The 18,298-nt window shown below is 70.3% G+C and carries 12 protein-coding genes; 10 read left to right on the top strand and 2 right to left on the bottom strand.

The genetic code is table 11. The annotated features are described in order from the left end of the window. Positions 1–4 precede the first annotated feature (4 nt). Positions 5–751 (bottom strand): IclR family transcriptional regulator, encoded by a 747-nt coding sequence (locus OHS71_RS03395; protein ID WP_328484376.1) that lies wholly within the window; start codon positions 749–751, stop codon positions 5–7. Positions 752–954: 203 nt separating this feature from the next. Between OHS71_RS03395 and betA the strand changes: the two genes are divergently transcribed. Together betA and OHS71_RS03385 are read left to right on the top strand one after the other, a co-directional pair. Continuing rightward, entirely contained in the window at positions 955–2,625 is a 1,671-nt protein-coding gene (gene betA / locus OHS71_RS03390; RefSeq protein ID WP_328476629.1) for a choline dehydrogenase, read from the top strand. 3 nt (positions 2,626–2,628) lie between these two features. Further along, positions 2,629–3,516: a 5,10-methylenetetrahydrofolate reductase gene (locus OHS71_RS03385; RefSeq protein WP_328476627.1), complete on the top strand. Its 888-nt coding sequence runs from the start codon at positions 2,629–2,631 to the stop codon at positions 3,514–3,516. A gap of 190 nt (positions 3,517–3,706) precedes the next feature. Here the strand turns inward: OHS71_RS03385 and purU are convergent, their stop codons facing one another. Next, complete coding sequence (gene purU, locus OHS71_RS03380; protein WP_328476625.1) at positions 3,707–4,579, bottom strand: formyltetrahydrofolate deformylase; 873 nt, start codon at positions 4,577–4,579, stop codon at positions 3,707–3,709. 218 nt (positions 4,580–4,797) lie between these two features. Here purU and OHS71_RS03375 point away from each other — a divergent pair, with 218 nt between their 5' ends. From OHS71_RS03375 to OHS71_RS03340, 8 genes are all read left to right on the top strand, one after another. Then, positions 4,798–6,267 (top strand): aldehyde dehydrogenase family protein, encoded by a 1,470-nt coding sequence (locus OHS71_RS03375; protein WP_328476623.1) that lies wholly within the window; start codon positions 4,798–4,800, stop codon positions 6,265–6,267. A 20-nt stretch (positions 6,268–6,287) separates the two neighbouring features. After that, the gene (locus OHS71_RS03370; protein ID WP_328476621.1) at positions 6,288–7,379 is read left to right on the top strand and encodes a quaternary amine ABC transporter ATP-binding protein; all 1,092 of its coding nucleotides are present in this window, start codon (positions 6,288–6,290) and stop codon (positions 7,377–7,379) included. Then, entirely contained in the window at positions 7,376–9,376 is a 2,001-nt protein-coding gene (locus OHS71_RS03365; protein WP_328476619.1) for an ABC transporter permease, read from the top strand. The genes OHS71_RS03370 and OHS71_RS03365 overlap by 4 nt, the downstream gene beginning before the upstream one ends. Before the next feature lie 12 nt (positions 9,377–9,388). Next, complete coding sequence (locus OHS71_RS03360; RefSeq protein WP_328476617.1) at positions 9,389–10,375, top strand: ABC transporter substrate-binding protein; 987 nt, start codon at positions 9,389–9,391, stop codon at positions 10,373–10,375. A gap of 229 nt (positions 10,376–10,604) precedes the next feature. Then, the gene (locus tag OHS71_RS03355; RefSeq protein WP_328476615.1) at positions 10,605–13,043 is read left to right on the top strand and encodes a GcvT family protein; all 2,439 of its coding nucleotides are present in this window, start codon (positions 10,605–10,607) and stop codon (positions 13,041–13,043) included. A 78-nt stretch (positions 13,044–13,121) separates the two neighbouring features. Then, the gene (locus tag OHS71_RS03350; RefSeq protein ID WP_328476613.1) at positions 13,122–14,354 is read left to right on the top strand and encodes a sarcosine oxidase subunit beta family protein; all 1,233 of its coding nucleotides are present in this window, start codon (positions 13,122–13,124) and stop codon (positions 14,352–14,354) included. Between the two features lie 11 nt (positions 14,355–14,365). Further along, positions 14,366–17,689, top strand: coding sequence for a sarcosine oxidase subunit delta family protein (locus tag OHS71_RS03345; protein WP_328476611.1), 3,324 nt, complete (start codon positions 14,366–14,368; stop codon positions 17,687–17,689). Next, positions 17,682–18,284, top strand: coding sequence for a sarcosine oxidase subunit gamma (locus tag OHS71_RS03340; protein ID WP_328476609.1), 603 nt, complete (start codon positions 17,682–17,684; stop codon positions 18,282–18,284). Before OHS71_RS03345 ends, OHS71_RS03340 begins: the two co-directional genes overlap by 8 nt. Positions 18,285–18,298 lie beyond the last annotated feature (14 nt).

Raw genomic sequence — 18,298 nt, 5'->3', positions numbered from 1 at the left:
GCGGTCAGCCCAGGAAGCCCATCCGGTGACTGATCTCCTCGGCGCCCTTGAGCAGCACCGGGGAGAGCTCGTGCAGGCGCTGCTCGGTGAAGCGGTACGCGGGGCCGGAGGCGCTGAGCGCGGCGATGACCTCTCCTTCGCGGTTGCGGACCGGCGCGGCCATGGCGTGCAGTCCCACCTCCAGCTCCTCGAGCGTCCACGCGTAGCCGCGCTCCCGGGCCTCGGCGAGGTTCTTCTCGAGCTTCGTCTTCGCGGTGATGGTGTGCGGGGTGACCTTCTTCATCCCGGCCTCGGTCAGCAGCGCGGCGCGCTCCTTGGCGGGCAGGTGCGCCAGCAGGACCTTGCCGCTGGAGGTGGCGTGCAGCGGGGTCAGCTCGCCGACCCAGTTGTGCGCGGTGACGGCGCCGGGGCCGCGCACCTCGTAGAGGTTGATCGCGTAGTGCTCCTGCATCACGGCGATGTTGACGGTCTCGCCGATCTCCTCGGCGAGGCGCTCGCAGACCGGGCGGCCCTGCTGGGTGATGTCGATCCGTCCCGTCACCGCACCGGCCAGTCGGACGATGCCGAACCCGAGCCGGTACTTGCCGCGCTCGCCCGCCTGTTCCACCAGACCGCGCGACTCCAGCGCGCCGAGCAGGCGGAACGCGGTGGACTTGTGAACGTCTATCTCGGCGGCCACCTCGCTGACGCCCGCCTCGCCACGCTGGGCCAGGATCTCGAGGACGCTGATGGCTCGGTCGACCGACTGCACTCCGCCGGCCTGCGAATTTGACGTTTCGGTGTCTTGGCTGTGGTTGCTCACAACAAAACTATACGCGTAGTAAACAACACCACTGCAAGTAACAGCCGCGAAACGAAGTTCTGGCAAGTTGCGTCGTTCGCAACCTGGTGCGTATGACGCTGCCGGTACTACCATGCCTCGCGTACTCTACGGCGCGAGCGAGACGAGGCATCATGGCTTCCCTGCACTACGACTTCGTCATCGTCGGCGGCGGTTCGGCCGGCAGCGCACTGGCGAACAGGCTCTCCGCCGATCCCGCCAACCGGGTACTGGTCCTGGAGGCCGGCCGGCCGGACTACCCCTGGGACGTCTTCATCCACATGCCCGCGGCGCTGACCTACCCGATCGGCAGCCGGTTCTACGACTGGAAGTACGAGTCGGAGCCCGAGCCCCACATGGGCGGCCGGCGCGTCTACCACGCTCGCGGCAAGGTGCTGGGCGGTTCCAGCAGCATCAACGGCATGATCTTCCAGCGCGGCAACCCCCTGGACTACGAGCGCTGGGCCGCCGATCCCGGCATGGAGACCTGGGACTACGCGCACTGCCTGCCGTACTTCCGGCGCATGGAGAACTGTCTCGCGGCCGACCCGGACGACGAGTTCCGCGGCCACGACGGACCCCTCGTCCTCGAACGGGGCCCCGCGACCAACCCCCTCTTCGGCGCCTTCCTCGAGGCCACCCGGGAAGCGGGCTACGCGCCCACGGACGACGTCAACGGCTACCGGCAGGAAGGCTTCGCCAAGTTCGACCGCAACGTCCACCGCGGACGGCGTCTGTCGGCCTCGAAGGCCTACCTCAAGCCGGTCAGGAAGCGGCCCAACCTCACGATCAGGACCCGCGCACTCGTCACCCGGGTGCTGTTCGAGGGCAAGCGGGCCGTCGGTGTCGAGTACCGGCGCGGCAAGGGCGCGCTCCAGCAGGTCCGCGCCAAGGAGGTCATCCTCTGCGGTGGCGCGATCAACTCCCCGCAGCTGCTCCAGCTCTCCGGGGTCGGCAACGCCGAGGAGCTGAGCGCCCTCGGCATCGACGTCGTCCACGATCTGCCGGGCGTCGGCGAGAACCTCCAGGACCACCTCGAGGTCTACGTCCAGTACGCCTGCAAACAGCCCGTCTCCATGCAGCCGTACATGGCGAAGTGGCGCGCCCCCTTCATCGGGCTCCAGTGGCTGTTCCGCAAGGGCCCGGCCGCCACGAACCACTTCGAGGCCGGCGGGTTCGCCCGCAGCAACGAGGACGTCGCGTACCCCAACCTGATGTTCCACTTCCTGCCCATCGCGGTCCGCTACGACGGCTCCTCGCCTGCCGGCGGTCATGGCTACCAGGTGCACGTGGGGCCCATGTACTCCGACGCCATCGGCTCGGTGAAGATCAGGAGCAGGGACCCGCGCGAGCACCCGGCGCTGCGCTTCAACTACCTCTCCACCGAGCAGGACCGCCGTGAGTGGGTGGAGGCGATCCGGGTGGCCCGCAAGCTGCTCAGCCAGCCCGCGCTGGCTCCCTACAACGACGGAGAGGTCTCGCCCGGGCCCTCCGTGGACAGCGACGAGGAGATCCTCGCCTGGGTCGCCAAGGAGGGCGAGACCGCTCTGCACCCGTCCTGCACGTGCAAGATGGGCACCGACGAGATGGCCGTCGTCGACCCCGCCAGCATGCGCGTGCACGGCGTCGAGGGCCTGCGGGTGGTGGACGCGTCGGTGATGCCCTACGTCACGAACGGCAACATCTACGCCCCGGTGATGATGGTCGCCGAGAAGGCCGCCGACCTGATCCTCGGCAGGGAACCGCTCGCACCGTCCAAGGCCGCCTACTACCGGCACCAGGACGCCCAGAAGCAGGCCGGGTAGACGTTGGAAGCCACCGGGCTCGGGGCGCTGCTGCACAGCGTCCGCTACGAGGTGCTGCCCGCGAGGGCGACCGAGGAGAAAGTCCTGGCCCACCTTCCGCGCGACGCCGTCGTCACCGTGACGGCGTCGCCGGTCAAGGGCCTGGAGCCGACTCTCGGCCTCGCCACCCGCCTGTCGGCGCACGGATACCGCGTCGTCCCGCACGTGCCCGCGCGTCTGCTGCGCGACGAGGTGCACCTCAAGGAGGTCGTCGACCGGCTCCGCGCGGCGGGGGTGGACGACGTCTTCCTCCCCGCCGGCGACGCCGACCCGCCGGCCGGGGTCTACGACGGGGCCCTGCCGGTGCTGCGGGCGCTGAGCGGGCTGGGCCGGCCGTTCGCCCGGGTCGGCGTCACGGGGTATCCGGAGAGCCATCCGCTCATCCACGACGACCTCACCGTCCAGGCCATGTGGGACAAGCGCGAGCACGCCACGTACCTCGTGAGCAACCTCTGCTTCGACGCGCGGGTGCTGGGGGAGTGGATCGCCCGGATACGGCGCCGGGAGATCACCCTGCCCCTCCATGTGGGCGTCGCGGGGCCGGTGCAGCGCGCGAAGCTGCTGTCCATGGCCACGAAGATCGGCGTCGGGGAGTCGACTCGCTTCCTCACACGGCACCCGTCATGGTTCCTGCGGTTCGCGACGCCCGGCGGCTACGCGCCCGAGGGGCTGCTGGCCCGCGCCGAGAAGGCGCTCACCGCGCCTGCGGCGGGGGTGGCGGGGCTGCACCTGTTCACCTTCAACCAGATCGCCGAGACGGAGAAGTGGCGGAGGGCCCTGCTGGAGCGACTCGGGGGCGGAAGCCGACCGCGGGCAGAGGGCGACCGGGGGCCGAGGGCGACGACGGGCTGAGGGCGACGACGGGCTGAGATCGACCGCGGGCCGAGGACGGACTCGGCGGGCGAGGGCGGCTCGGGCGAGGGCGGCTCGGGCCGGGAGCGACGAGACGCCGGACGGGCAGATCCGCCCGTCCGGCGTCCGTGTGCCTCCCGTGGGCGGCCGCGTGCAGCCGTATACGGCACGCGGCCGGGTGCAGAGGTTCTCAGCGGAAGACGACCGTGCGGTTGCCGTCCACCATCACCCTGCTCTCGCTGTGCCACTTCACCGCGTGGGCGAGGACCTGCGCCTCGACGTCGCGGCCGACCGTGACCAGCTCCCCGGGGTCGAGCGAGTGGTCCACCCTGACCACGTCCTGTTCGATGATCTGCCCCTCGTCCAGGTCCGATGTCACGTAGTGCGCCGTCGCGCCGACGAGCTTCACCCCGCGGTCGTAGGCCTGTACATACGGTCGGGCGCCCTTGAAGCTGGGCAGGAAGGAGTGGTGGATGTTGATCGCGCGACCCTCCAGCTGCTTGCACAGGTCGTCCGAGAGGACCTGCATGTAGCGGGCCAGCACCACCAGGTCGACGTCCAGCTCGCGCACCAGCTCCAGCAGCCGCGCCTCGGCCTCCGGCTTGGTCTCCCTGGTCACGGGGATGTGGTGGAAGGGGATGTCGTAGGTCTGCGCCAGCCTCTCGAAGTCCCGGTGGTTGGAGACGATCGCCGGGATCTCGATGTTCAGCGCACCGGTGCGCCGGCGGAAGAGCAGGTCGTTCAGACAGTGCCCGAACCTGGACACCATGATCAGCGTCCGGGTCGGCGTCGAGGCGTCTCTCAGGGTCCAGGAGATGCGATAGGCCTCCGCCACCGGACCGAATCGGTAACGCAGATTTTCCAGGTCCGCGGTTGGATCGGAAACATCGAAGTGGACCCTCATGAAGAAACGGCCCTGGAGCCGGTCGTCGAACTGCTGGCTCTCCAGGATGTTGCCGGAGTTCCTGACGAGAAAGCCGCTCACGGCGTGGACCAGTCCCGCGCTGTCGGGACACGAGAGAGTGAGGACATACTCACGGCCGGGTTGCGGTCGAGGGGACATAAGCGGCCTCCATCGGTGCGTATTGCACAACTGGATGAGCGATACGCAACATGGTCGGCTCGGTGCCGCCCGTGGTCAAGGGCGGCACGGCAACTGCCCGCATGGTGAAATCGTCATCCGCCAACCTCTTGACGTATGTCTGCACATTCGCCAGGGTGTTCCACCACAAGCAATTGAATGCACAATGCGCAACGCATTTCGGTCGAAGGGCATGGCGCGTGGCAGATCTGTATGTGGACGGTGAATGGCGGGAACCGGTGGCCGGCGGCCTACGGGAAATCCGCTGTCCCGCCGACGGCACCCTCGCGGCGACCGTGTCGGAGGGGACCCGTCGCGACACCGAGGCGGCGATCACCGCAGCCCGCCGCGCCTTCGACGAGGGCCCCTGGCCCCGCACCCCCGAGCGGGAGCGCGGCGCCCTGCTGCTGCGCACCGCCGACCTCATCGAGCGGGACGCCAAGGACTTCGCCCGCGCCGAATCGCTGGACACCGGCAAGCGGCTGGTGGAGAGCGAGTACGACATCGCCGACGTGGTCTCCTGCTTCCGCTACTACGGAGGAATCGCCGGCACCGACGCCGGGCGCGTGATCGACACCGGCCGGGACGACGCCGTCAGCCGCGTCGAGTACGAGCCGATCGGCGTGTGCGGCCTCATCACGCCGTGGAACTACCCCCTGTTGCAGGCCTCCTGGAAGGTGGCCCCGGCCCTCGCCGCGGGCAACACGATCGTCCTGAAGCCCAGCGAACTGACCCCCTCCACCTCCGTGCTGCTGATGAGGGCGCTGGAGGAGGCCGGACTGCCGGCCGGCGCGGCGAACCTCGTCCTGGGCGCGGGACCCGAGGTGGGCGCCCCCCTCTCCGAGGACCCCGCCGTCGACATGGTCTCCTTCACGGGAGGCCTCGACACCGGCAGGCGCATCATGGCCACCGCCGCGGCGACGGTGAAGAAGGTCGCGCTGGAGCTCGGCGGCAAGAACCCCAATGTCGTCTTCGCCGACGCCGACTTCGAGACGGCCGTGGACTTCGCCCTCACCGCCGTCTTCCTGCACTCGGGGCAGGTCTGCTCGGCCGGCGCCCGGCTGATCGTCGAGGACTCGCTGCACGACCGCTTCGTCGACGAGGTCGTCCGCCGCGCCCGGCAGATCCGCCTGGGCGGGCCCTTCGACCCCGAGGCCGAGACAGGCGCGCTGATCTCCGCCCTGCACCGCGAGAAGGTCGAGGCGTACGTCGCCGCGGGCCTCGCCGAGGGCGCCGTACTGCGCTGCGGCGGGGAACGCCCCGGCGATCCCGCCCTCGCGGACGGCCACTACTACCCGCCGACCGTGCTCGACGAGTGCACCCAGGAGATGCGGGTGGTGCACGAGGAGTCCTTCGGACCGGTGCTGACCGTCGAACGGTTCACCGACGAGGACGACGCCGTACGCATCGCCAACGACACCGAGTACGGACTCGCCGGAGCCGTGTGGACGCAGGACGCCGGCAAGGCCCAGCGGGTCGCCCGCCGGCTGCGTCACGGCACGGTGTGGATCAATGACTACCACCCCTATGTGCCGCAGGCGGAATGGGGTGGCTTCGGGCACTCGGGCGTGGGCAGGGAGCTGGGACCGACCGGCCTGGACGAGTACCGAGAGCCCAAGCACATCTGGCAGAACATCCAACCCCGGCCGCAGCACTGGTTCCGCGGCTGAACGCCGAAATGAGGTCGATCGTGACCCCCACACAGACCGAGGTGGCGCAGCGGCGCGGCACGCCCCAGGACTCGGAGGGCACTCCGGTCATATCCGTGCGCAATCTGTGGAAGGTGTTCGGGCCGAAGGCCGACCGGGTACCGGACTCCGAGGAGCTGTGCGGTCTCACCCGCCGCGAACTCATGGACCGCACCGGATGCACCGCCGCCGTACGCGACGTGCACTTCGACGTCTCGCCGGGCGAGGTCTTCGTCGTCATGGGCCTGTCCGGCTCGGGCAAGTCCACACTGGTGCGATGTCTGACCCGGCTGATCGAACCGACCGCCGGTGAGGTCGTCTTCGAGGGCGAGGACATCCGCGACGCGGACAGCAGACGCCTGCGCGAGCTGCGCCGGCGCAAGTTCTCCATGGTCTTCCAGCACTTCGGGCTGCTGCCCCACCGCAGGGTGGTGGACAACGTGGGATTCGGCCTGGAGATCCGCGGCATGAGCAGGGCCGAGCGCACCAGGCGGGCGATGGAGGTCGTCGAACTGGTCGGCCTCGCCGGCTACGAGAAGTCCTACCCGGACCAGCTGTCCGGCGGTATGCAGCAGCGCGTCGGGCTCGCCCGGGCGCTGGCCGGCGATCCGGACGTCCTCTTCTTCGACGAGCCGTTCTCCGCGCTCGACCCGCTGATCCGCCGGGACATGCAGAACGAGGTCATCCGGCTGCACCACGAGGTCGGCAAGACCATGGTGTTCATCACCCACGACCTCTCCGAGGCGCTCAAGCTGGGCGACCGCATCCTCATCATGCGCGACGGCAAGATGGTCCAGTGCGGGACCGGCGACGAGCTGGTGGGCGCCCCGGCCGACGACTACGTACGCGAGTTCGTCAAGGACGTGCCGCGCGGTGACGTGCTCACCCTGCGGTGGATCATGCGGCCTCCGGAGGACGACGACGCCCTGGACGGCCCGGAGCTGGGCCCGGACGTCGTGGTGCGGGAGGCCACCCGGGCCGTGCTGGCGGCGGACAAGCCCGTCAAGGTCGTCGAGAACGGCAAACTGCTCGGCATCGTCGGCGACGAGGAGATCCTCGCGGTGGTCGCCGGGCGGGAAGGCGACGTGCGATGACCGTCGTCATGGAGAAGCCCGAGCGGACGGGCGCGGTGGAGACGGCCGAACCCGTCGCGGGTGAGCGCAGGATCAGCCGTTCCGTGCTGCTGGCGGCGATCCTGGTCGTCTGGCTGGTGCTGTTCGCCGTGCTGCGCGGCAAGCAGACCCTGTCCCTGGCGGCGGCCGACCTCACCGACCTGCACCGGTGGCTCAACGACATCAGGGACTCCGTCGGCGCGAACCGCAACTCCAATCCGCTCTTCCTGTACTTCTTCAACGAGATCCGGCTGGTCATCGACAACCTGGTGACCTTCGTCCAGGACCTGATCTCGCAGCCGTCCGGCGACCGCCCGCTGCCGCAGATCGGCTGGCTCGGCGTCGTCGGACTCACCGGCTACGTCTCCTGGGCGGTGGGCAACTGGCGGGTGGCGCTGCTGGCCGTGGCCGGCTTCACCTTCTTCGGGCTCCAGGGCCTGTGGCAGGAGAGCATGGACACCCTGGCGCTCGTCCTGTGCGCGGTCTTCGTGGCGCTGCTGTTCGCGATACCGCTGGGCGTGCTGGCGGGGCTGTCCGACCGGTTCAACCGGATCCTGACGCCCTTCCTGGACCTGATGCAGACGATGCCGACCTTCGTCTACCTGGCGCCACTGACCCTGATCTTCCTCATCGGCGGGGCCTCCGCGACCATCGCCACCGTGATCTACGCGGCTCCGCCCGCGATCCGGATCACCGCGCACGCCATCCGTTCCGTACCGGGGACGACCGTCGAGGCGGCCGACTCCCTGGGCGCGACGCGCAGTCAGTCGCTCCTGAAGGTCCTGCTGCCCATGTCCAAGCGGACGGTGGTGATGGGCGTCAACCAGACCATCATGGCCGCTCTGGCGATGGTGACCATCGCGGCCCTGATCGACGCCCCCGGCCTCGGCAAGACCGTCATGCAGGCCCTTCAGTCCCTCGACGTCGGTACGGCCTTCAACGCGGGCCTCGCCATCGTCGTCATGGCCATCGTCCTCGACCGCGTGACGACCGCGGCGAGTGTGCGGCAGGAAGCCGCCCGGCGCTCGGACAACCGCTTCGCCCGGTCGCGGCGGCCGCTGCTGGCGGCCGGCGCGGTGGTCGCCGTGGTGCTCGTCTACCTCTCGCACACCTATCTGTGGGCGGCGGAGTTCCCCGGCGAGGGCGGCACCGGCAGCAGCATCGCGAGCGCGGCGGACGAGGTGACGACCTGGGCGCAGGACAACCTGTCGGGTCTGACGAACGGCTTCCGTGACGCCCTCACCAACGGCCTGCTCAACCCGTTCCAGTCGCTGCTCACCGACTCTCCGTGGTGGCTCGTCGGCGCGGCGCTGATCGCGCTCGCGGTGGTGCTCGGCGGCTGGAAGGCCGGGGTCACCACCGCCGTGTGTGCGGGGCTGCTGGTCGGCACGGGTCTGTGGTCGGACGCCATGACGACGCTCGCGTCGACGGTCGTGGCGACCGTGCTGGTCATGGTGCTGGGCATCGTCTTCGGCGTGTGGATGGGGCGCAGCATGCTGGTGGACCGGGTGCTGCGGCCCTCCCTGGACGCGGCGCAGGTCATGCCGCCGTTCGTCTATCTGGTGCCGTTCCTCGCGCTGTTCGGCGCGACGCGCTTCACGGCGATCGTCGCGGCCGTCGTCTACGCGGTGCCCGTCGCGATAAAGATCATCGCGGACGGTGTGCGGGCCGTGCCCGCGGCCACGGTGGAGGCGGCCACGTCCGCCGGATGCACCACCTGGCAGATCATCACCAAGGTTCAACTGCCGATGTCACGCAGTGCCCTGACGCTCGCGACCAACCAGGGCCTGATCTACGTGCTGTCGATGGTTGTGGTGGGCGGCCTGGTGGGAGCCGGCGCCCTCGGCTACGACGTCGTGGCCGGATTCTCGCAGGGACAGCTGTACGGGAAGGGACTCGCGGCGGGTCTCGCCATCGTCCTTCTCGGCGTCATGTTCGACCGGATCACTCAGGCAGCGGCGCGACGTACGAGCGCATAAGGAGCACTGACCATGGCAAGGCAAGCAAGACAGTGGAGAGTCGGCGCCGCCGGCACGGCGGTCGTCACCGTCATGGGGCTCGCCCTCACCGCCTGCGGTGGCGCGAAGGTCGGCGACGACACCGCCGGCTCGGGCAGCTCAGGCAGTTCGGACAAGTGCGGGACCTTCAACCTCGCCGTCAACCCGTGGGTGGGCTACGAGGCGGACGCGGCGGTCGTCGCGTACGTCGCCCAGCAGGAACTCGGCTGCAAGGTCACCAAGAAGGACCTCAAGGAGGAGATCGCCTGGCAGGGCTTCGGCACGGGCGAGGTGGACGCCGTCCTGGAGAACTGGGGCCATGACGACCTGAAGAAGAAGTACATCACCGAGCAGAAGACCGGCGTCGAGGCCGGCTCGACCGGCAACAAGGGCATCATCGGCTGGTACGTGCCGCCGTGGCTGGCGAAGGCGCACCCGGACATCACCGACTGGAAGAACCTGAACAAGTACGCCGCCGAGTTCAAGACCTCGGAGTCGGGCGGCAAGGGCCAGCTCCTCGACGGCGACCCCTCGTACGTCACCAACGACGAGGCCCTGGTGAAGAACCTGAAGCTGGACTTCAAGGTGGTGTACGCGGGCAGTGAGACCGCCCTCATCCAGGCGTACCGCAAGGCCGAGAAGAACAAGGAATGGGTGATCGGCTACTTCTACGAGCCGCAGTGGTTCCTCTCCGAGGTGCCGCTGGTGAAGGTGAACCTGCCCGCGTACAAGACGGGTTGTGACGCCGACGCGGCCAAGGTCGCCTGTGACTATCCCGTCTACGACCTGGACAAGATCGTCAGCGCGAAGTTCGCCAAGTCGGGGAGCCCCGCCTATGACCTGGTGAAGAAGTTCAACTGGACCAACGACGACCAGAACACCGTGGCCAAGTACATCGCGGTGGACAAGATGACGCCCGACGCGGCGGCCAAGAAGTGGGTCGACGCCAACAAGGACAAGGTCGACGCCTGGCTCAAGTGACGGTGAGCCGACCGCGGTCGGACATGCCCGGTGGGCGGTGCGCGCAGGTGCGCACCGCCCACCGGGCATCGCCGTGTTCAGGGCCCCTGCGAGAGCCGTGTTCCGGGCCGGTATCCGGCGTCACGGACCCCTTGACACCCCCTCCCCGCGACAGGCACATTGAGTTGCGCAACCTGAAGCATGTTGCGTAGACAGCAACCGGATCGGTTCTGAATTCGGAGGTGCGGCGATGGCGGGACCCCGAGTGGTGATCATCGGAGCGGGTGTCGTGGGAGCGGCACTCGCGGACGAGATCTCCGCGCGCGGCTGGACCGAAGTGACCGTGGTCGACCAGGGCCCGCTGCCCGCCACCGGGGGCTCCTCGTCACACGCCCCGGGCCTGGTCTTCCAGACGAACTCCTCCAAGACCATGACGGAGCTGGCCCGCTACACCGTCGAGAAGTTCTGCTCCCTCGACGTCGACGGCAAGCCCTGCTTCCTTCAGGTCGGCGGACTCGAGGTGGCCACCACCCCCGAGCGCCTCACCGAACTCCACCGCCGCCACGGCTGGATCACCGCCTGGGGCATCGAGTCCCGGCTGCTGAGCCCCGAGGAGTGCGTCGAGCAGCACCCGCTGTTGAACCCCGACCGGGTCCTCGGCGGCCTCCTCGTCCCCACCGACGGCCTCGCCAAGGCGGTGCTCGCCGTCGAGGCGCAGATCCGCCGGGCCACCGAGCGCGGCGTCGCCTTCCTCGCCCGCCACGAGGTGCTGGACGTCCGGCAGACCGACGGCCGCGTGACCGGCGTCCTCACCGACCAGGGCGAGATCCCGGCCGACATCGTCGTGTGCTGCGCCGGCATCTGGGGGCCGAGGATCGCCCGCATGGTCGGCATGAATCTGCCGCTCACCCCGCTCGCCCACCAGCTCGCCTGGACCGGCCCGGTACCGGCGCTCGCGGGCCAGACCGAGGAGGCGGTGCGCCCGATCCTGCGGCACCAGGACGCCGACCTCTACTACCGCGACCGCTTCGACGCCATCGGCATCGGCTCCTACGGCCACCGCCCGATGCCCATCACCGCCGACGACATCCTCTCCGTCGACGCGGCCGGCGGGATGCCGTCGGTCATGCAGTTCACCGAGGACGACTTCGCCGACGCCTGGACCGAGACCCGCTCCCTGCTTCCCGCGACGCAGGACGCCAAGGTCGAGGAGGGCATCAACGGCCTGTTCTCCTTCACCACCGACAACTTCCCGCTGCTCGGCGAATCCCCGGCCGTCAAGGGCTTCTGGGTCGCCGAGGCCGTCTGGGTCACCCACTCGGCGGGCGTCGGACGGGCCGTAGCCGAATGGCTGGTCGACGGCCACTGCTCCTCCTTCGACCTGCACGAGTGCGACGTGAACCGCTTCGAGCCGCACCAGCTGTCACCGGAGTACGTCCTGGCCCGCGACTGCCAGAACTTCGTCGAGGTGTACGACATCCTCCACCCGCTCCAGCCGTCGGGTCACCCGCGCCCGATCCGCACCAGCCCCTTCCACGCCCGCCAGCAGGAACACGGCGCGTTCTTCCTGGAGGCCAACGGCTGGGAGCGCCCGCAGTGGTACGAGGCCAACGCGGGACTCGTCGAGGGCCGCAGCATCCCCACCCCCGACGACTGGGCGGCGCGGTTCTGGTCGCCGATCGTCGGCGCCGAGGCCCAGGTCACCCGCGAGACCGTCGCGATGTACGACATGACGGCCCTCAAGCGGCTGGAGGTGGCCGGCCCCGGCGCCGCCGACCTCCTGGAGCGCCTGTGCACCGGTAAGGTCGCCAAGTCCGTCGGCTCGGTGACGTACACCCTGCTGCTCGACCACGACGGCGGCATCCGCAGCGACATCACCGTCGCCCGCCTCGGCCGTGACCTCTTCCAGGTCGGCGCCAACGGCAACGTGGACCTGGACTGGTTCACCCGGCACCTCCCCGCCGACGGCACGGTCCAGGTCCGTGACATCACCCCGGGCACCTGCTGCGTCGGCCTGTGGGGCCCGCTGGCCCGCAAGGTCCTCCAGCCGCTCACGACGGAGGACTTCTCGGCCGACGGCCTGAAGTACTTCCGCGCCAGGAGCGCCTACATCGGATCGGTGCCCGTCACCGCCATGCGCCTGTCGTACGTCGGTGAACTCGGCTGGGAGCTGTACACCACCGCCGACCAGGGCCAGAAGCTGTGGGACACGCTCTGGCAGGCCGCCGAACCGCTCGGCGGCATCATGGCGGGCCGGGGCGCCTTCAACAGCCTGCGCCTGGAGAAGGGCTACCGCTCCTTCGGGACCGACATGACCTACGAGCACGACCCCTACGAGGCGGGCGTCGGCTTCGCCGTCAAGTCCGACAAGGACGACTTCATCGGGAAGGCGGCGTCGGAGCGTCGCAAGGCCGACGTGCGGCGCAAGCTGACCTGCCTGACCATCGACGATCCGCGATCGGTCGTCCTGGGCAAGGAACCCGTCCTCGACGGCGACCGCGCGGTGGGCTACGTCACCAGCGCCTCCTACGGATACACCGTCGGCAAGGGCATCGCCTACGCCTGGCTCCCGGCCGCCCTCGCCACCCCCGGCACCACCCTGCACATCGGCTACTTCGACCGGCGCGTCGAAGCCGTCGTCGCCGAGGAGCCCCTGTTCGACCCGACCATGTCCCGCCTCCGTGGCTGACCCCGGGGAAGGGGCACCGCCGGTGACCCACGCGCGGACCCCTGATCACCCGACCCTCGCAGAAGACGGAGACGTCCGATGAGCCCCCGCACCCCCGGCTCCGAGCTCCCCGAGCACCCCGACCGGCTGTGGCGCACACCGGAGCCGAAGCGGTCGTACGACGTGGTGATCGTCGGCGGCGGCGGTCACGGCCTCGCCACCGCCCACTACCTGGCGAAGAACCACGGCATCACCGACGTCGCGGTGCTGGAGAAGGGCTGGCTGGCGGGCGGCAACATGGCCCGCAACACCACCATCATCCGCTCCAACTACCTGTGGGACGAGAGCGCCGGCATCTACGAGCACGCGCTCAAGCTGTGGGAGGGGCTGGCGGAGGAACTCGACTACCCGATCCTCTTCTCGCAGCGTGGTGTGCTGAACCTCGCCCACAGCCTCCAGGACGTCCGTGACAGCGTGCGCCGGGTCGAGGCGAACCGGCTCAACGGCGTCGACGCCGAATGGCTGGGCGCCGAGCAGGTCAAAGAGGTCTGCCCGATCGTCAACATCTCGCCGGACGTGCGCTATCCGGTCCTGGGCGCCACCTACCAGCCCCGGGCCGGCATCGCCAAGCACGACCACGTCGCCTGGGGACTGGCCCGCTCCGCCGACGCCGCCGGGATCGACATCATCCAGAACTGCGAGGTCACCGGCCTGGACGTGGTCGACGGCCGGGTCGTCGGCGTACAGACCACCCTGGGCCCGATCGCGGCAGGCAAGGTGGCACTCTGCTCGGCCGGTCACACCTCGGTCCTCGCGGCCATGGCCGGCATCGAACTCCCGCTGCAGAGCCACCCGTTGCAGGCGCTGGTGTCGGAACTGCTGGAGCCGGTGCACCCGACGGTCGTGATGTCCAACGCGGTCCATGTGTACGTCAGCCAGGCCCACAAGGGCGAGCTGGTGATGGGCGCGGGCATCGACTCGTACAACTCCTACACGCAGCGCGGCGCTTTCCACATCATCGAAGAGCAGATGGCGGCGGCGCTGGAGCTGTTCCCCGTCTTCGCCCGCGCCCATGTGCTGCGCACCTGGGGCGGCATCGTCGACGTCAGTCCCGACGCCTCGCCGATCGTCGGCCTCACACCGGTGGACAACCTCTACCTCAACTGCGGCTGGGGAACCGGCGGTTTCAAGGCCACCCCGGGCGTCGGCTGGGTCTACGCCCACACCATCGCCCACGACACCCCTCACCCCCTCAACGCCCCCTTCTCGCTCGACCGTTTCACCACCGGCGCGCTCGTCGACGAGCACGGCGCGGCCGCGGTGGCCCACTAGGGAGCCGATCCATGCTGCTCATCCCCTGCCCGTGGTGCGGGCCCCGCGACGAGGCCGAGTTCCACTACGGCGGCCAGGCGCACGTGCCGTACCCCGAGGACCCGTCGGCCGTCAGCGACGAGGACTGGGCCCGGTACTTGTTCTTCCGCGACAACCCGAAGGGCCCCTTCGCCGAGCGCTGGAGCCACGCGGCGGGCTGCCGCCGCTGGTTCAACGCGGTCCGCGACACCTCGACGAACGAGATCCTGACGGTCTACCGGACGGGTGAGACACGCCCGGCGGCTGTCGCGCCGAGGCCCGCCGTGCCGGCCCGTCCGGCGGCGGCCGAGGCCCGTCCGGCGACCGGGACCGAGCCACGGTCGGTGACTTCAGCCCGTCCGGCGTTCGCGGACGAGGCCCTCGCGGGGCCGCAGCGCGGGTCCGGTGCAATCCCCGGCGGGGCCGAAGGGCCGGCGCCCCTTCAGGACGGGACGGTCAGGAGCGGCGGGGACGTGACAGCCGCCGGCGGCCCGGCCACAGGCCAACCGTTCCGCCACCCCACCCGGGGCCGCATCCGCCGCGAGGCGACCCTCACCTTCATCTTCGACGGAATCGAGTACCAGGGCCACCGCGGCGACACCCTCGCCTCGGCCCTCCTCGCCAACGGAGTCGTCCAGGCCGGCACCAGCATCAAGCTCGGCCGCCCGCGCGGCATCTTCTCCGCGGGTCCCGAGGAGCCCAACGCGGTCGTTCAGATCGAGGCCCCCTTCCCCGAACCGATGCTCCCCGCGACAACGGTCGAGCTGTACGACGGCCTGGTCGCGAGCAGCCTGCCCGGTCAGGGCCGCCTCTCCACCGCACCGGACCCCGCCCGCTACGACGCCGTGCACGCGCACTGCGACCTGCTGGTCGTCGGCGCGGGCCCGGCCGGCCTCGCGGCCGCGGCGGCGGCAGCCAGGAGCGGCGCGCGCGTCGTCCTCGCCGACGACCGGCCGGAGCCGGGCGGCAGTCTGCTGGGCTCGGGCGAACACCTCGACTGGGTGGAGGGGGTCACCGGACTGCTCGAAGCCGAACCGGAGGTGCGCGTCCTGCGCCGCACCACCGTCTTCGGCTACTACGACGACAACCATCTCCTCGCGGTGGAACGCCGCACGAACCACCTCGGCGCGGACGCCCCGGCGGCCATGTCCCGCGAGCGCGTCTGGCGCATCCGGGCCCGTCGCGTGGTTCTCGCCACCGGCGCCCACGAACGTTCGCTGGTCTTCGCGGACAACGACCGCCCCGGCGTGATGCTGGCCGCCTCGGCCCGGACGTATGTCCATCGGTACGGCGTGCTGCCCGGTCGGCACGCGGTCGTCTTCACCACCAACGACAGCGCCTACGCGACGGCGCTGGACCTCGCCGCGGCGGGCGTGGACATCGCGGCGATCGTCGACACCCGCTCCGAGCCGGGGGAGTGGGCCGAGCGTGCCCGGACCGCCGGCATCGAGGTGTTCGGCGGACATGCCGTCACCGGCACGGAAGGCGGCACCCGCCTCGCCGCTGTGACCGTCGCCCCGTACGGAAAGGCCGGGGTCCGACGGGAGTTCGCCGCCGACCTGTTGCTGGTCTCCGGCGGCTGGAACCCGGTGACGCATCTGTTCAGCCAGGCAGGCGGCAGGCTGCGCTACGACGAGGCGCTGGGCTCCTTCGTCCCCGACGCCTGCCGTCAGGCGGTCGAGGTCGCGGGCAGCGCGAGCGGTGTCCTGGACCTGAGCCGCGTCCTGGCCCAGGGCGCGGCGGCCGGTGCGCGCGCGATCGAGGCCGAGGGCTACACCTGCGAGCCGCCGCGCCTCCCGGAGGTGGCCGCACAGCCGCACACACCACCCATGCACGTCTACGTGGTCTCCGGCACCTCCGGCCCCCGCCGCTTCGTCGACCTCCAGCGCGACGTCACCGTCGACGATCTGGCCCGGGCGACCGGCGCCGGTATGCGCTCGGTCGAGCACACCAAGCGCTACACCACGGCCGGCACCGCGAACGACCAGGGCAAGACATCCGGCGTCCTGGCGGGCGGCGTCGTCGCCGAACTGCTCGGCGTGGACGTGTCGGCCCTCGGCACCACCACGTTCCGGCCGCCCTACACACCCGTCTCCTTCGCCACGCTCGCCGGCCGCGACCGGGGAGCGCTGCACGACCCGGTCCGGGTGACCGCCCTGCACGACTGGCACACCGGACACGGCGCCCTGTTCGAGAACGTTGGCCAGTGGAAGCGCCCCTGGTACTACCCGCACGACGGCGAGGACATGGAAACCGCCGTGCTGCGCGAGTGCGCCGCCGCGCGCGAGGGCGTCGCCTTCATGGACGCCTCCACCCTCGGCAAGATCGACGTACAGGGCGCGGACGCCGGCGTCTTCCTCGACCGGCTCTACACCAACATGATGAGCACCCTGAAGGTCGGCATGATCCGCTACGGCGTCATGTGCCGGCCGGACGGCATGATCTTCGACGACGGCACGGTCATCCGCGTCGCCCAGAACCGCTTCCTCGTCACCACCACGACCGGCAACGCGGCGGCCGTACTGGACTGGATGGAGGAGTGGCTCCAGACGGAGTGGCCCGAACTGGACGTCCACTGCACCTCCGTGACCGAGCAGTGGGCCACGGTCGCCCTGGTCGGGCCGCGCTCCCGCGAGGTCCTGGGCACGCTCGCCCCGCAACTCGCCGTGGCCAACGAGGACTTCCCGTTCATGGCGTGGCGTGACACGCAGGTCGCGGGCATCGCGGCCAGGGTGTGCCGGATCAGCTTCTCCGGTGAACTGGCCTACGAGATCAACGTGTCACCGTGGGAGGCCCTCGCCCTCTGGGAAGCGCTGTACGAGGTCGGCGCCCCGTACGGCATCACCCCGTACGGCACCGAGACCATGCACGTCCTGAGGGCGGAGAAGGGGTACCCGATCATCGGCCAGGACACCGACGGCACCGTCACCCCGCAGGACCTCGGCATGAGCTGGGTGGTGTCGAAGAAGAAGCCCGACTTCATCGGCAAGCGCTCCCACGCGCGTGCGGACACCGCGCGTGCCGACCGCAAGCACCTGGTCGGGCTGCTCCCGGAGGACTCCGGCGCCTTCCTCCCGGAGGGCACCCAGCTGATCGCCGACAGCGTGCTGCCCGCGCCGCCCGTCCCGATGCTCGGCCACGTCACCTCCAGCTACCGCAGCGCCGCCCTGGGCCGGACCTTCGCGCTGGCCCTGATCAAGGGCGGCCGGGAGCGTGTCGGTGAGCGGCTGTACGCCCCGGTGGGCGACCGGATGGTCGCGGTGACCGTCGCAAGCCCCGTCCTCTACGACCCCGAGGGAGCCCGTCGCGATGGCTGACACCGCCCTTTCCTCCCCACCTCGCAGCCCTCTGGCGCACGTCGCCGATCGCCTGGCGGGCGCGACCCGCGCCTCCGGGGGCGCGGTCCGGCTGGCCGAACTCCCCTTCCTGACGCAGCTGAACGTGCGCCTCGACGCCAAGGGAGCGGCGGCGGACGCCGTCGGGCTGGCGCTGGGCCTTCCGCTCCCCCTCGACGCCGACACCGTCGTACGCGCGGGGGAGTCGACGGCGCTCTGGCTCGGTCCGGACGAATGGCTGCTGGTGGGCCCGCCCGGCAGCTCGCATGATGCGGAGCGCCGGATCCGGGCGGCCGCCGGGGACGAGCCCGTGTCCGTCACCGACGTCTCCGCCCAGCGCACCACGCTCCTCGTGACGGGTCCCCGCGCCCGCGACCTCCTCGCCCACGGGTGCGCGCTGGACCTGCATCCGCGCGCCTTCGGCCCCGGACGCTGCGCCCAGACCACCCTGGCCCGCACCCAGATCGTCCTGGTCTCCCGCGACGAGACCCGAGCCGGCTTCTGGATCCTGGTCCGGTCGTCCTTCGCGGGCTATCTGGCGGACTGGCTGCTCGACGCGGCGACCGAATACATCTGACCGCCCTTCGACGA

The sequence above is a fragment of the Streptomyces sp. NBC_00377 genome (genome assembly GCF_036075115.1).
GTDB lineage: Bacteria > Actinomycetota > Actinomycetes > Streptomycetales > Streptomycetaceae > Streptomyces.
The sequence above is the reverse complement of the archived record's forward strand: the minus strand, read 5'-3'. Positions and strand labels throughout refer to the sequence as shown.